The sequence below is a fragment of the Rhizobium sp. NPDC090279 genome, assembly GCF_044769665.1.
GTDB lineage: Bacteria > Pseudomonadota > Alphaproteobacteria > Rhizobiales > Rhizobiaceae > Rhizobium.
Window position 1 is genome coordinate 90,514 of sequence record NZ_JBIVYI010000008.1, and the last position, 14,144, is coordinate 104,657.

The window sequence follows — 14,144 nt, forward strand, 5'->3', positions numbered from 1 at the left end:
CCTCAACCCTTCACCGAGCCGCTGGTCATGGAGCCAAGGATCAGTCGCTGCAGCGACAGGAACGCCACGATCGCCGGCACGACGGAGATCAGGCAGGCGGCCGCTAGCAGTTGGATGGACGAGTCGGTTTGCATGCCACGGAAGTTAAAGATCCCGACGCCGATCGGCATCAAATTGTTTTGCGTGAGCAGCAAAAAAGGCACGAGGAATTGCGACCAGCCGGCAATCACGGTGATGATGAAGACGGAGGCGATGCCGGGCGCCGAGAGCGGCAGGACGATGCGCCAGAAGACGGAGAAGCGGTTGCATCCGTCGATCATCGCCGCTTCGTCGAGACTGCGCGGAATGCCGTCGACCGTGCTCTTCAAAAGCCACGTGGCAAGCGGCACGCCAAGAGCGATGTAGACCATCGTCACGGCGAAATGCGTGTCGAGCAGGCCGAGACGGTTCATGTAGCGATAGAGCGGCACCATGATGACCAGCGGCGAGATCATCTGGAACAGCAGAAGCGCCATCATCGACAGGCCCTTGCCCCGAAACTGGAAGCGCGAGAAGGCGTAAGCCGCGGGCAGGGCGACGATCAGAACGCCGAAGCCGCTGAAGACGGCAAGCTTCAAGCCGTTCCAGAGATAGAGCGGGAAGTAGCTGTTGTTGAGCACTGTGATGAAGTTGTCGATGGTCGGATTGTGCGGGATATAGCGTGCCACGCCGCGATAGATCTCGCGCTTGTCACGCAGCGCCATCGACAGGAGATAGGTGAGCGGGCCGGCGAAGAAGACGAACATCGCCAGCATGAAGAGATAGCTCAGGAAATCGCCGAAGCGCGTGCCGGTGCGTCTGCTCATCGTTCTTCCTCCTTCGGCAGGAACGACGCATAGACGACGGCGAGACCGAGGCTGATGATCAGCATCAGCACGGAAAGCACGCTGCCGCCGGACAGATCGTAATTGCGGAAGACGATGTTGAAGACGTAGAGCGATATGACCTCGGTCGCGCGCCCAGGGCCGCCGCCCGTCAAGGTGATGATGGCGTCGAAGGTGTTGAGCGTCATGATCGTGATGAGGATCATGTTGACGAGCATGGCGGCGCGCAGCTGCGGAATGGTGATGAAGAGGAATTGCTGTGGGCCTGTCGCGCCATCGACTTCGGCGGCTTCGTAGAGCGAAGGGTCGATGGACTTGAGCGCCGCATACATGACGACCATCGAAAAGGCCGTACCGCGCCAGATGTTCGAGATCAGGGCCGACCAGGGCGCGATTACGGGATCGGAAAGCCAGGCGACGCCAGGCAGATGCACGAGCCGAAGAATGCTGTTCAGCGCGCCATAGGGCGCCTCCGAAAACAGCATCTGCCAGATGATACCGCCGGCAATTCCTGGTACGACCCAGGCGATGAGTGCGGTCGTTCTCAGGATCGTCGTGCCGAATAGGCCGCGCCTTTCGCCGCGAACGACGACGACGGCAACGGCAAGGCCAAGGATCTGCTGGCCGATGACGCTGCCGCCGACGAAGACGAGAGTCGCCCAGAGGATGTCGGGAAGCTGCGGCGAACTCAGCATGTTCGTAATCGAGCCGAGCGTGTAGTCCTGATTGTCGCCGATCAGCGTCGCATTGGTGAACGACAGACGGAACACGTCGATCACCGGATAAAGATAGAATATGCCGATGACGATGATCACAGGCATGATCCAGGGCAGTGGCGCCCCGGCGAAACGACGCATGAACGATCTGCTGTGCGGCCGGCTGGCAGCCTCTATGGCGATAGGGGTCATCGGGCTTCTCTGTCCGGGTTTGACACTATCGGCGGCGCCCGCAAGGGGCGCTGCCGCGATCACAATCGTTAGAGACGCTTGTAGGCCTCCATCGTCGCCTTGAAGGCGGCGTTCAAGGCTTCTTCCGGCTGCTTCGTTCCCGACAGGACGTCACCCATCATGATCTGGATCTGGTTGGAGATTTCGGGATAGATCGGAGCACCTGGGCGAGCCTGGCCGTTAGCGAGAGCCTCGGCGAAGGTCTTGTTCGCCTCTGTCGCGAAGACTGGATATTTATCGAAGAGCGACTTGCGTGTCGGCAGTTGCTGCTGCAGGGCGTTGCCCGGCCCCATATAGATGTCGCGGGCAAGGTTTGCGCACATCTCGACCTTATCCTTATCCTTGCTGAACGAGGCAACCGTCCATCCGCCGGTGCCGGTGGAGCGTTGATCGGCCGTCGGGCCGGGGATCGGCGAGAAGGTCCATTTGGCGAACTCGTCCTCGTCCAGCGTCGTCTTCAATTGGGCGAGCTGCCAATTGCCGCCGATGAAGAGCGCCGTGGTTCCTGCGGCTGCGGCCGCGTTCAGGTCGTCATAGTTGCCGATGGTGGTCACACGCTTGGGCGCGGCACCTGAATCGACGAGATCCTTGTAATAGCTCAGCGCCTTGAGGAATTTCTCCTTGTTTTCGCCCTCGCCGAAGACCGGCTTGCCGGTGTCGTCGACGAGCTTGCCACCGAGCGCCCAATAATTTGCAAGCCAGTCGAAGGTGGAACCTTCGTAGCGGCCGGCATTGAAGAGAATGCCTTCCATGCCGTCCTTGACGGAGGCGAGACCGGCCTTCTTCAGGTCATCCCAGGTTTGCGGTGCATCTGCAACGATGGATTTGTTGCGGTAGAGCACGCGAAGGTCGGTGTCCCACCACCAGGCGCGGATCGTCTGATCCTTGTCGGTGATGCCGTTGCGAATGAAGGGGAAGAGGTCGGCGACTTCTTCCTTCGAGAAATAGGGCGTGAAGTCGGCCAGCACATGGTTGACCATGAACTGCGAGAGCACGAAGGAGTCGACGGCTGCGCAGTCCGGAGCATTGCCGGCCTTTGCCTGTTCGAGCATTTTCGCCTGTTCGGTGCCGATATCGGCCGACATGAACTGCATCTGCAGCTTCCAGTCGGGATGTTTCTTGATAAAGTCGACGAAGAGCTTCTGATAGCCCGCGGCGATCGCCGGATCGGCATTGTTCTGGCTGTCGTTCGTAAGCCGGACAGTGAGTGTTTTCGGCGCATCGGCAAGGCCGATCCTGTCCTTTGTCGCCAGTTCTTGGGTAAATGCGGCAGGCACTGAAAACAACATCGTGCTCAGCGCTAGCGCGCTGACGAACGCTCTCTTCATGATGGGTCTCCTCCCCATTTTAAACGGATACAGCCTGGTGGCCAGTTGACCTCTCCTCATTTCCATGCTGCATTAATTAGATTAAGTTACTTTGGTTTGATGTCAAGCCGCAGCTTGGGAGGATTGAGATGCTGGCGACATTCAACAGCAGCTAGCGGCCTCGGGCCGCGTTTCCCGATCACGGAACAGCTCAATCATTGCGGGTACCCGCGATGAACGGCGAGGTTTTGCCCCGGCTATGGAAATAGCCAAACCTGACATCTATGGAGGATCAGATGCGCCTACTCATTCTCGGCACTGGTGGAATGGCCAACAAGCATGCGGCAAGTTTCAAGGAGATCGAGGGTGTCAGCGTCGTGGGCGGCGTTGACGTCGTCCACGAGCGGCTGGCCGCCTTTTGTTCGGAACACGGAATCCCCAATCATTTCAGTTCGCTCGATGAAGCCCTGGCCTGGGGCGAGTTCGATGCCGTCGCCAATGTGACGCCTGACGCCGTTCATCACCCGACGACGCTGCAGGCGATTGCAGCCGGCAAGCATGTCTTCTGCGAGAAGCCGCTTGCGACCGACGCGACCAAGGCGATGGAAATGACCGAGGCGATCGAGAAAGCGGGCAAGGTCGGCATGGTGAATTTCACCTATCGCAATTCGCCAGCCTTGCAAAAGGGACGGCAGATGGTGCTGGCCGGTGAGATCGGCAAGGTAAGACATGTTGAAGCCTCTCATCTGCAAAGCTGGCTGGTCGGCAGGCATTGGGGAGACTGGAAGTCAGAGAGCAAATGGCTGTGGCGTCTCAGCAAGAAGCACGGCTCGAACGGTGCGCTCGGCGATATCGGCATCCATATCGTCGATTTCGCGTCCTATGGCTCGGGCCTCGACGTTGCCCATGTCTTCGCGCGGCTAAAGACCTTCGACAAGGCGCCAGGTCACAAGATCGGCGAATATGATCTCGACGCGAATGACAGTTTTACGATGAATGTCGACTTCACGACGGGAGCGATCGGCACGATCCAGGCGACACGCACGGCGGCCGGCCAGATGGACCAACTGCGTCTGAGGGTCTATGGCGAAACGGGTTCGATCGAGATGGTCTACGACACGGGAAAATCGACGCTTCGCGCCTGCCTGGGTGAAGATGTCCACACGGCGACATGGCGTGATATTCCCTTCGATGCGGTCGAGACGAATTATCAGCGGTTCGTGCAGGCCGTCAGGGCCGGCAAGACGCAGGAGCCCTCGTTCCGGCGCGCGGCAAACATTCAGAAGGTCCTGGACAAGGCACTCGCCTCGGACATCAGCCACAAGGACGAGGCGCTTGCCTGAACTGGCAAAGATGGAGAGTGGGTGCGTGTGAGGCACATAGGCGCCAGCTCCTTCTCCCCTTGGGGAGAAGGAGGTGCGCGGCAACTTTCATGCCCTATGCGATTGCGCTGTAAAAAGGCGGCTCAGCCGGAAACGGGTGGCAGCAGGGTATTGAGGAAAGGCAGGAGTGCCGCCCCCAGCGCCACGCCGCCGCCGCTGAAGCTGGCGGGTTTCATCGGCGAAATCCAGGGCGTGAGGAAGGGCCGCTTCGACGTGTCGCGGCGCTCGACGGAAAGCTGATGGATCAGCGCCTCGATGACGCCTCGCGGCAGGTCGCCGCCGATCATGATGACGCTCGGCGCGATGAAGCCGGCAATCGCGATGATCGGGTCGAGCAGGTGGCTCGCAGCCTCGCGTATCCACTGCGCCAGTAGCGGAGAAGACGGTTCCTCGCCCTCCAGAAGGCGGTTGAATTCGTCGTCGCTCACCAATCTGCGCAGCGCTTCGAAGCCGACGACCGTGCTCAACTGGACATTGTCGGGGCCGGTGCGCATGTTGCCGATATTGCCGGCGCGACCGTGAACGCCCGAATAGGGAATGCCGCGGACGAGAAAGCCGGCCTGCACATCCTCGTCGATGATGACCATCGCCAACCCGCCTTCCGGGGCCGGCGTGCCGATCGTGCGCTCGGCGAGCAGGCTTGCCGTGCATTCGTTCTCGACATAGCTGCGCGGGAGTTTCGATGCGGCATCCAGCTGCTCGCTTTCTTCCGCGGCCCAGTCATTCGAGCCGATGCCCAGGCCGATGATCGGCAGGCCGGCATGACGGCCGATCATGCCCTCGATCGCCGAAAGGATCGATGTGACCCTTGTCGTCGGGGTGAGGGAAAAACAAACGCGGTCGTGAACCTGACCGCTGAGATCGACGAGAACGGCTTCGCCTCGGTTTGGACGAACCCTGACGCCGATCGAGAAGGCTCCCTCGGGCCGTAGCGCAAATTCCGCTGACGTTGCGCCGCTGCCCGTGCCGTTGCGTCGATGCGATGTCACCAACCCTTCGTCGGCAAGGCGGCGCAGAATGTTGGTGATGCCCGGCCCGGTCAGTCCGGAGTGCCGGCCAAGTTCCATGCGGGTCAATGGGCCGTGGCGTCGGATGGCCTCCAAGATGACGCGGATATTTCTGTCGGCGATTTCTCCCGACCGCAGACCGAGTGTTTTCCCCCGCGTGACGTCCGTCCCCTCAGGCTGATGCCGCCTTGGTCCGGATCGAAGATACCGCATGACCGACTTCCGTAAACAACTGGATGCTTGTGTATCAAGGGCAAAACTCTCGCAACCTATTTTTGTCCGCTTGACGAGAAAACAAAGTTACTTAATCTAAGATCCGTCACGCGATCCGTTTTGGAGGAGGGGCGCGGTGCTGGCGGCAGATTTGCGCGAGCCTGTCTTCCCTCCAACCGTCACCTGCCGATTTCCCGATAGGACCAGCCATGTCTCTCACCATTGCCCAACGCCTTGATCGCCTAAAGGTCCGTACAGCCGAGCTGGTTCATTGGCGCGACAGACAAAGCCTTGTGATCGATGGCTGGACCTTCGATGGAGAACCGATTGCCCATCACCAGGACTGGCCGCATCGGAAGGGAATGGTCCACTTCAGGGCATCGGCAACAGCGCCCGGTGACTGGCCGCTTGAGCAGGTCCGCCTCCAGCTCGACCTTGGCGGCGAGAGCCTGCTGACGCTGCGCTATCCCGACGGCCAGACCGAGACCTTCGGCCTCGACCCTTATCATCAGGAGTTTCCGATCAAGGGTTGGGACTTCCAGATCGCGACCGAGAGCGTCGCACGCTTCCCCTTCGGGGAACCAAACCGGGCGCCGAAGCTGAACAAGGCGCGATTGATCTGGCTGGATAAATCCGTCCACCAGCTGCATCTCCTCTTGCAGCAGATCGGCGAGGCCGCCGCTATTCTTGATGGCCATGAAGCCGTACCGCATCTGATCGATGCAGCCGAACAGGCGCTGCGCAGCCTCGATTGGCCTTCTGCCACGCCGGCCTATATCTCACGCACGTCGGCGGCGGCGATGCAGCAGAAAATCTGGGAACTGCCGGAGCTTGAGGAAAGCCCCGCTGGTCTCACCGACGCGCAGAGCGCTTCGGCTGCCGCTGCGCATGACCGCCTGCTTGCCCGGCTGAAAGAGCTTCAGAAGCGTTTTCCGCAAAATGGCGAGCTGCTACTGACCGGTCACGCCCATATCGATCTGGCATGGCTTTGGCCCTATGGCGAAACCCGCCGCAAGATGCGCCGCACCTTCAATACCGCGCTTTCGCTGATGGAGCGCTCCGACGACTTCCGGTTCAATCAATCGACCGCCCATTACTATGCGCAGATGGAAGAGGATGATCCGGAGCTGCTCGAACGGATCAAGAAGAAGGTCGCCGAAGGCAAGTGGGAAACCGTCGGCGGCATGTGGGTCGAGCCCGATACCAACATGCCAACGGGCGAGAGCCTGGTGCGCCAGGTCCTTTATGGCCAGCGCTATTTCGAAAAGCATTTCGGTCTGCGCCATAGCGTTTGCTGGCTGCCCGACTGCTTCGGCTTTTCAGGCGCGCTGCCGCAGATCCTGCGGCTTGGCGGCATCGACAGCTTCTTCACGATCAAGGTAAACTGGAGCGAGACCAATCGCATTCCGTCCGACCTGTTCTGGTGGAAGGGGCTCGACGGCAGCAAGGTGCTGACCCATACGTTCGACAATCCCATGCAGGGCTATAATGGTTTCGTGCAGCCGGATTGTTTCGTGCCGACCTGGAAGAATTTCCGTGGCAAGACCGAGCATGACACATCGTTGCTGGCCGTCGGTTACGGCGACGGCGGCGGCGGCGTCACGCCCGAGATGGTCGAACGCGAAGTGCAGCTGCGTGATTTCCCGGCGATCCCGAGGGCACGCTGGGGCACGGTGAATGGCTATTACGAAAGGGCTCATCGCACAGCCAGCGAAAAGGACCTTCCGGTCTGGGACGGAGAAATCTACCTCGAACTGCATCGCGCGACGCTGACCACGCAAAGCGGCGTCAAGCGCAAGCACCGCCATGCCGAACGGGCGCTGATCACGGCGGAGACGCTCGCTTCGCTTGCCCATCTGCTGGGTGCGGCCAAGCCGCAAAGCCTTGAGGCGGATTGGCGCGTCGTCCTGAAGAACGAGTTTCACGATATCCTGCCCGGCTCGAGCATTCGTGAGGTCTATGTCGATGCCGAGCGGGAGCTTGATGGCGTCATCGGCAATGCCAGAGCGGAGCAGGCCAAGGCGTTGAAGGCGCTGTCAGCCCATCTTCCGGCGGGCCACATCGCGGACGCATTGGTTGTCGTCAATCCCTCGCTTTCGCCGCGCCCGCTCACCGCGACGCTGTCCGATGGAACGGTCCTGACATCCGCCGATCCGGTCGCGCCTCTTTCCGTCGCGGTCTTTGACCGCAAGGCGCTCAAGCCCGCCGGCGGGCTCAAAGCCGATGTCCATCACCTCGAGAACGAGCATCTGTCTGTCGTCATCGGCAAGGATGGCGCGGTATCGAGCCTCGTTCACAAGGCGACGGAACGCGAAGCGATCGAAGGGGCGGCCAATCAGCTCTGGGTCTATCCCGCCGACAAGCCGCGCAACTGGGATGCCTGGGACGTCGACGCCGATTATGCCGAGAAAGCTATCCGCCTGGATCGGCCCGAGAGCATCACCCTGGTCGAGGAAGGTCCTCACCGCGCCGCCATCCGCGTTGTCTATCGGTATCGCAACTCGACCGTCACCCAGCTTTATGTTCTGACGGCCAACGCCCGCAGGCTGGATATCGAGACGACGCTCGACTGGCACGATCGGCGCACGCTGCTGAGGACCTTGAACCCGGTTGCCGTGCGGTCGCGCACCGCGACTTTCGAATGCGCCTTCGGTATCGTCGAGCGGCAAACCCATACCAACACCTCCTGGGAGCAGGCGATGTTCGAGGCGGCGGCGCACCGCTTCGTCGATCTCAGCGAGCCCGGTTTTGGCGTCGCTTTGCTCAACAATGCCAAATACGGCCACAGCGCCCGCGGCAATGTCATCGGCATGAGCCTTGTCCGTTCGCCGATCTATCCCGATCCGCTTGCCGACGAAGGCCAGCAGAGCTTTGCATATGCGCTGATGCCGCATGAAGGCACCTGGTATGAAGGGGGCGTTTTGCCGGAGGCGATCGATCTCAATCAACCACTCGTCACCATGGAAGCAAGCGGTCTTTCGGTAGGTACGCTTTCTCCGCTCGGTGTCGAAGGCATACCGGTCGCCTTCTCGGGCTTGAAGCCGGCCGAGGAAGGGGAGGGCCTTGTCCTGCGGCTCTACGAGCCGGCCGGCCGGCGCGGCCGCCTGTCGTTGACCATGCCGTCAGGATGGCAGGCATCGGGACCGCTGAACATCCTCGAAGAGCCGATGGAACGCGTCGGACCGGCCGAGATCATGCCATTCGAAATCCGCACCTGGAGGCTGCAGAGGATCTGACGGCATGGGTCGACCGCCGCCTCCGTGACTTGCGAAGCCGCCTTGTCAGCGGTTCTCCAATATCCGCATCAACCGGCCGCGATAGCTATCGAGGATGACAGCCAGCACGATGACGGCGCCGATGACGATCGGCTTGATGTTGTCGTCGGCGCCCAGCAGCTGCAGCCCGGTCGATAGCACCTGCAGAATGCAGGCGCCGACCAGCGTTCCGATGATCGATCCCTTGCCGCCAGAGAGGCTGGTTCCGCCGATGATAACGGCTGCAATGGCATTCAATTCATAGCCGATGCCGGCCACCGGGCTGCCGACATTGAGACGGAGCAGATAGACCATGGCGGCGATGCCGGCGGTCAGTCCGGAAATGGTGAAGACCGCGATCTTGTATCTTTTCGGTTCATGGCCCGACAGGCGGACGGCTTCCTCATTGGTCCCGATCGCGAAGACGAAACGTCCGAACACCGTGTAGCGCAGCACGAACCAGCCGATGAGGACGACGAGGATGGCGACCAGGAAGATCGATGGAAAGACGCCCCAGAAAATCAGATTTCCGAAATCGACGAAGGGCTGCGGCAGGCCGGTAATGGTCGAGTTGTCGCTGACAACGCGCGCCAGGCCGCTTGCGACGTTGAGCATGCCGAGCGTGACGATGAAGGATGGAAGTTTCCACTTCTCGCAGACCCATCCGTTGACGGCGCCGAGCATGGCGCCGGCGCCCATCGAGGCGATCGAGGCCAGAACGATCGCCTGCCAGGGGGAAAGCCGGGGGTCGATCATGATCGTAGCGCCGATGACCGTGCAAAGGGCAAGCAGCGAGCCGACCGAAAGATCGATGCCGCCGGTCAGGATGACGAAGGTCATGCCGGAAGCAAGGACGGTATTAATGGCGATCTGCACGAAGATCTTCAGGAAATTCTCCGGCGTCGCGAAATAGGGTGCCGTCGCTGAAAAGAATATCAGGATCAGGACGAGGGCGATGGCAACGCCGGCCTCCTTCATCGAGATCCGGATCAGCTTGTCCCAGACGCTGGCCTCTTTCGCCTCGGTCGCTTTTTCAATGTTGCCGGACACGACTGTACTCCTTGTAAGCGAGTGAGAGAATCCTGCTCTCGTCAAATTGCTCCCGAGGTATTTCCCCGGCTATCTTGCCGTCCGAGAAGACGATGATGCGATGGCAGATGCCCATGAGTTCAGGCAGATCCGAAGACACGACCAGAACGCCTTTTCCTTCGGCTGCAAATTTCCAAAGAAGCTCGTAGATTTCCGCCTTGGCGCCCACGTCGATCCCGCGGGTCGGTTCATCGAAGATCAGCACCCTCGGGCCGCGAAACAGCCATTTGGCAATGACCACTTTCTGCTGGTTGCCGCCCGAAAATGTCCTGACGGCCTGATGGACGGACGGCGTCTTTATCCGTAATTCGCGCACGAGACGCTGCGAGGAATCGTCTTCGACCTTGCGCATGATCAGCCCATTGCGCGAGACCTTGCCGAGATCGGTGATGGTGGTGTTTTGCGCACAGCTCATGTCGAGCATGAGGCCCTGCGTCTTGCGGTCCTCGGTCGCCAGGCAGAGGCCAGCCGCCACGGCGTCCTTGGGCGAGGCGATCTCAACCGGTTCGCCGTCGATGCGGATCTCCCCCGCAGCCTTGGTGTCGGCGCCGAATATGGCCCGAACCGCCTCGGTGCGACCGCTGCCCACCAGCCCGGCAATGCCGACGATTTCGCCTTTGGCGACGGAAAACGACAGCTCCGGGCTATGGCGCGTCACCTTCAGGCCGGAGACGCCAAGCGCCTCGCCGGATACCGCGCTGTCGCCGCGAAACGCGCTGTGATCCGCAAGGGCTCTTCCGACCATGAGCTCAACGATCTTCGGAATGCCCAATCCCGCCAGCGGACGCGTCGTCACATGCTGGCCGTCGCGCAGGACCGTGACATCGTCGCCGATTTCGAAGATCTCCTCGAGCCTGTGGGATATGTACAACGTCGTCACGCCGCGTGCCTTCAGCCGTCGGAGAATCTCGAACAGGCGATCGACCTCCTTGGAGGTCAAGGTTGCCGTCGGTTCATCGAGGACCAGCAGCTTGCTTTCGTTGGAGAGCGCTTTGGCGATCTCCAGCAACTGAAGCTGTGCGACACTGAGGCGATTGGCCAATGTCGTGGGAGCGACATTGAGGCCGACCTCCGACAGCAGTTCGGCTGCCCTCTTATTCATTTCCCTGTAGTTCACGAGACCGTATCGGCGCGGCAGATGCTCAAAAAGCAGGTTCTCGGCGACGCTGAGATTGGAAAGAGGGTGCAGTTCCTGGTGAATGACGCGGATGCCAGCCTTGAATGCCTCGAGCGGCGAGGTTGGGCTGTACGCCTTGCCGTCAAACAGGATGCGGCCATCGTCCGGCTTGAAGACACCGCCAAGCAGATTGATCAACGTCGACTTGCCGGCGCCGTTTTCACCGAGAAGAATGTGGCTCTTGCCACGGCCGATCCGTATGGAGACGTCCTTCAGAGCGACGACGCCGGGGAAGCGCTTGCCTATCCCTTCCAGCTGCAGGATGGAATCATCTACTGTCTCTGGCACGTCCGCCTCATGCGCGTTCTGTTTCGAATGGGAGATGGCGATCTTCCTCATGCCGCACTCCGGCAGGACTGAATCTTCACCTCAAGTGACCGGCAGAAAGATCGATCGGGACGTGGATTGCGCCGGCAAATGCCGACGCAATCCTGCCCGCGGGGCCGATATTATCGGCTATTTGAGATCCTTGGCGGTGATGAGCGTGACATCAGTCTTGACCCAGCCGGTGAACTTTTCGCCGGCATACTCGCGAAGGCCATACTTGATGCCCATGGCCGCCATCTCGGCACCATACTGTTCGACGGTGGCAAGCATCTTGCCGTCCTTGATCAACGGCTTGACGGACGGAATATTATCGAAGCCGACGACCTTGATCTTGCCGCTCTGGCCGGACGCATCAAGCGCCTTGACGACGCCGAGCGCCATGGAGTCGTTCGCGGCCATGACACCCTGAATATCCTTATACTTGGTCAGGAAATTCGTCATGACGGTGTTGGCTTCTTCCGTCTCCCAATGCGCGGTCTTGCTGTCGAGAAGCTGAAGCTTGCCCGCCTTGATGGAGTCCATGAAGCCTACCTTGCGCTCCTTGGCGTTGTCGGCCTCGGGATTGCCTTCCAGGATCACGACCTTCGCGCCCGGTCCCAGGTCCTTGGCAAGAGCATCGCCCGAAAGCTTTGCGCCCGCAGTGTTGTCGGGACCGAAGAAAGCAAGGTCGATACCGGCCGCCTTCTTGGCGTCGGCATCGAGCGGCACGTCGATGTTGATGACCTTGACGCCGGCCTTCACTGCCTTTGCAAGCGGCGTGGCCATGGCTTTCGAGTCGGCGGGCGCAACGACGATGATGTCGTATTTCTGCGTCACGAAGTTTTCGACGGCGTCGACCTGCGAGGCGAAGTCGCGTTCGTCCTTCATGCCGACGGCCTTGAAGTCGAACTTGTCCTTGTTTTCGGCCGCATACTTGTCGGCGCCGGCCTTCATCTGCTTGAAGAACTCGTTCGACAGGGATTTCATGATCAGGCCGACCTTGGGCTTGCTGGCCGCGAAGGCGGGCGACACGCCACAGGACAGCGCAAGCACCAGGGTGCCGGCAAGGCCGAGCTTCAGCGCCGCACGTCGCGGTGCGTTGGCCAAGACGGATTCATGCTTTCTGGAATTGGACATTTCTCTCCTCCCGGACGGTCCTGGGCTCAGCTCCACCTGAGTTGTCAACGACAATGAACCGTTTCCACCTCTATTCGGTACCATGCCGTTGAAAATTGTCAAGGCGTCGAGCGCAGCACTCAAAACTGGCTTAAATTTGCAACTTTACCAATTCCTGAACATAGGTATGATGAACCGTTTCCATTCGATATGGCGGACCCTCATGCCATGGAGAATCGATGCGAGACGAAGCCCTTTGACTAAGGCGGTCGAGACCATTAGCTGGGAGCCGAGTCAGGCGCTTCTGGGGTGTCTCCGAAGGTGAAAAGAAGGGATGTTGGTTTCCGTTATGCCAAAGGTTGGAATTCGAGACGTTGCCAGGCTGGCGGGAGTTTCCACCGGGACAGTTTCAAGGGTTCTGAATGATCATCCTTCCGTGACGGATGAATTGAGGGCGCGGGTCAAAGGCATTATCGAAGAGCTCGGTTATATGCCCGACCCATCCGCCAGAAGCATGCGCGGCAAGGTCAGCCGCCTCATCGGCATCATCATTCCGGACCTCACCAATCCCTTTTTCTCCGAACTCGTTCAATCGGCGGAACAGGCGGCAGCGGGTCATGGCTACAACATCATCGTCATGACTTCCTTTGACCATGCGGCCAAGGAAGCGGATCGGATCGGCCAACTGACAAGTCGGAAGGTGGATGGCATCATTCTTGTTCCGAGCAACGACTTTCACACGCTCAAGCTGCCGAAAGGGCTGCCAATCGTCATCATCGACCGCCTATTGCCGGGATATTCCGGCATTGCTGCCGATCATCGCAATGGCGTTCGTCTTGGCGTCGAGCACCTGCTGCAGCTTGGCCATAGCCGCATCGGCTTCATTTCGGGTCCCAAGGACTCCGTCCCCGCCAGCGATCGCCTCAGGGGCTATCTCGATGCGATGGAACTGGCCTGCGATGGCAAGCAGAAAGCGGCGCCGCTGATCGCCGAAGCGGCTTTCGACTATGAAAGCGGTCGGTCTGCGGGAAACTATCTTCTCGCCCGCGCGCGCCACGAGCGCCCGACCGCCATATTCGCAAGTTCGGACCAGCAGGCAATCGGCTGCATGCGCGCAGCCCATGACCTGGGGATCCCGATCCCGGCTGCCCTTTCCATCGTCGGATTTGACGGCATCCCGCTTGCAAGCATGACGACGCCACGGCTGACAACGGTGAAACAGCCGATCCAGGAAATTGCGGCGGCGGCCGTTGCCGTCCTGTTGAGCAAGCAGGATGCCCCCGCCCTCGACAACCCGCTCTTGCTGGCCTGCGAGATTTCCGAAGGGGAAACGACCGCTTCACCCCAACCGGATTGACAGGTGGCGATGTTGTTGATTGTCGCTGGCGTTACATCTTGGTGTTGATGAACTATATCTATCCTTTTACCTGCAGGTGTTGATCCGCAGATGTATCCGCAGCAATCGGTGAACTTCGCCGCAACT

General features: G+C 60.2%; 10 protein-coding genes. 3 read left to right on the top strand and 7 right to left on the bottom strand.

Translation table 11 applies throughout. The annotated features are described in order from the left end of the window. Window positions 1-2: 2 nt before the first annotated feature. The 3 genes from ACIQWP_RS20460 to ACIQWP_RS20470 form a co-directional block, all read right to left on the bottom strand. The gene (locus tag ACIQWP_RS20460; protein ID WP_402791249.1) at window positions 3-845 is read right to left on the bottom strand and encodes a carbohydrate ABC transporter permease; all 843 of its coding nucleotides are present in this window, start codon (window positions 843-845) and stop codon (window positions 3-5) included. Beyond that, window positions 842-1,771 carry a carbohydrate ABC transporter permease gene (locus tag ACIQWP_RS20465; RefSeq protein ID WP_402791252.1) on the bottom strand — a complete coding sequence of 310 codons (930 nt, stop codon included), beginning with the start codon at window positions 1,769-1,771 and terminating at the stop codon, window positions 842-844. The genes ACIQWP_RS20460 and ACIQWP_RS20465 overlap by 4 nt, the downstream gene beginning before the upstream one ends. 68 nt (window positions 1,772-1,839) lie before the next feature. After that, window positions 1,840-3,138: an extracellular solute-binding protein gene (locus ACIQWP_RS20470; protein WP_402791255.1), complete on the bottom strand. Its 1,299-nt coding sequence runs from the start codon at window positions 3,136-3,138 to the stop codon at window positions 1,840-1,842. Between the two features lie 275 nt (window positions 3,139-3,413). On the opposite strand from ACIQWP_RS20470, the gene ACIQWP_RS20475 reads away from it, so the two are divergent. After that, window positions 3,414-4,460 (top strand): Gfo/Idh/MocA family protein, encoded by a 1,047-nt coding sequence (locus ACIQWP_RS20475; RefSeq protein WP_402791258.1) that lies wholly within the window; start codon window positions 3,414-3,416, stop codon window positions 4,458-4,460. A 122-nt stretch (window positions 4,461-4,582) separates the two neighbouring features. Here the strand turns inward: ACIQWP_RS20475 and ACIQWP_RS20480 are convergent, their stop codons facing one another. After that, window positions 4,583-5,719 carry a MarR family transcriptional regulator gene (locus ACIQWP_RS20480; RefSeq protein WP_402791261.1) on the bottom strand — a complete coding sequence of 379 codons (1,137 nt, stop codon included), beginning with the start codon at window positions 5,717-5,719 and terminating at the stop codon, window positions 4,583-4,585. A gap of 209 nt (window positions 5,720-5,928) precedes the next feature. Between ACIQWP_RS20480 and ACIQWP_RS20485 the strand changes: the two genes are divergently transcribed. Further along, window positions 5,929-8,955 carry an alpha-mannosidase gene (locus ACIQWP_RS20485; protein ID WP_402791263.1) on the top strand — a complete coding sequence of 1,009 codons (3,027 nt, stop codon included), beginning with the start codon at window positions 5,929-5,931 and terminating at the stop codon, window positions 8,953-8,955. A 45-nt stretch (window positions 8,956-9,000) separates the two neighbouring features. Here the strand turns inward: ACIQWP_RS20485 and ACIQWP_RS20490 are convergent, their stop codons facing one another. The 3 genes from ACIQWP_RS20490 to ACIQWP_RS20500 form a co-directional block, all read right to left on the bottom strand. Further along, window positions 9,001-10,023, bottom strand: coding sequence for an ABC transporter permease (locus tag ACIQWP_RS20490; RefSeq protein ID WP_402791266.1), 1,023 nt, complete (start codon window positions 10,021-10,023; stop codon window positions 9,001-9,003). Continuing rightward, on the bottom strand, window positions 10,007-11,578 hold the full coding sequence (locus tag ACIQWP_RS20495; protein WP_402791269.1) for a sugar ABC transporter ATP-binding protein: 1,572 nt from the start codon (window positions 11,576-11,578) through the stop codon (window positions 10,007-10,009). The genes ACIQWP_RS20490 and ACIQWP_RS20495 overlap by 17 nt, the downstream gene beginning before the upstream one ends. Before the next feature lie 117 nt (window positions 11,579-11,695). Beyond that, complete coding sequence (locus ACIQWP_RS20500) at window positions 11,696-12,682, bottom strand: sugar ABC transporter substrate-binding protein (protein ID WP_402791272.1); 987 nt, start codon at window positions 12,680-12,682, stop codon at window positions 11,696-11,698. A 328-nt stretch (window positions 12,683-13,010) separates the two neighbouring features. Between ACIQWP_RS20500 and ACIQWP_RS20505 the strand changes: the two genes are divergently transcribed. Continuing rightward, window positions 13,011-14,018 carry a LacI family DNA-binding transcriptional regulator gene (locus ACIQWP_RS20505; RefSeq protein WP_402792076.1) on the top strand — a complete coding sequence of 336 codons (1,008 nt, stop codon included), beginning with the start codon at window positions 13,011-13,013 and terminating at the stop codon, window positions 14,016-14,018. Window positions 14,019-14,144 lie beyond the last annotated feature (126 nt).

Bases quoted from the DNA above. Each gene is read 5' to 3' on its own strand.
- ACIQWP_RS20460 (WP_402791249.1), bottom strand. From the start codon at position 845: ATGAGCAGACGCACCGGCACGCGCTTCGGCGATTTCCTGAGCTATCTC.
- ACIQWP_RS20465 (WP_402791252.1), bottom strand. From the start codon at position 1,771: ATGACCCCTATCGCCATAGAGGCTGCCAGCCGGCCGCACAGCAGATCG.
- ACIQWP_RS20470 (WP_402791255.1), bottom strand. From the start codon at position 3,138: ATGAAGAGAGCGTTCGTCAGCGCGCTAGCGCTGAGCACGATGTTGTTT.
- ACIQWP_RS20475 (WP_402791258.1), top strand. From the start codon at position 3,414: ATGCGCCTACTCATTCTCGGCACTGGTGGAATGGCCAACAAGCATGCG.
- ACIQWP_RS20480 (WP_402791261.1), bottom strand. From the start codon at position 5,719: ATGCGGTATCTTCGATCCGGACCAAGGCGGCATCAGCCTGAGGGGACG.
- ACIQWP_RS20485 (WP_402791263.1), top strand. From the start codon at position 5,929: ATGTCTCTCACCATTGCCCAACGCCTTGATCGCCTAAAGGTCCGTACA.
- ACIQWP_RS20495 (WP_402791269.1), bottom strand. From the start codon at position 11,578: ATGAGGAAGATCGCCATCTCCCATTCGAAACAGAACGCGCATGAGGCG.
- ACIQWP_RS20500 (WP_402791272.1), bottom strand. From the start codon at position 12,682: ATGTCCAATTCCAGAAAGCATGAATCCGTCTTGGCCAACGCACCGCGA.
- ACIQWP_RS20505 (WP_402792076.1), top strand. From the start codon at position 13,011: ATGCCAAAGGTTGGAATTCGAGACGTTGCCAGGCTGGCGGGAGTTTCC.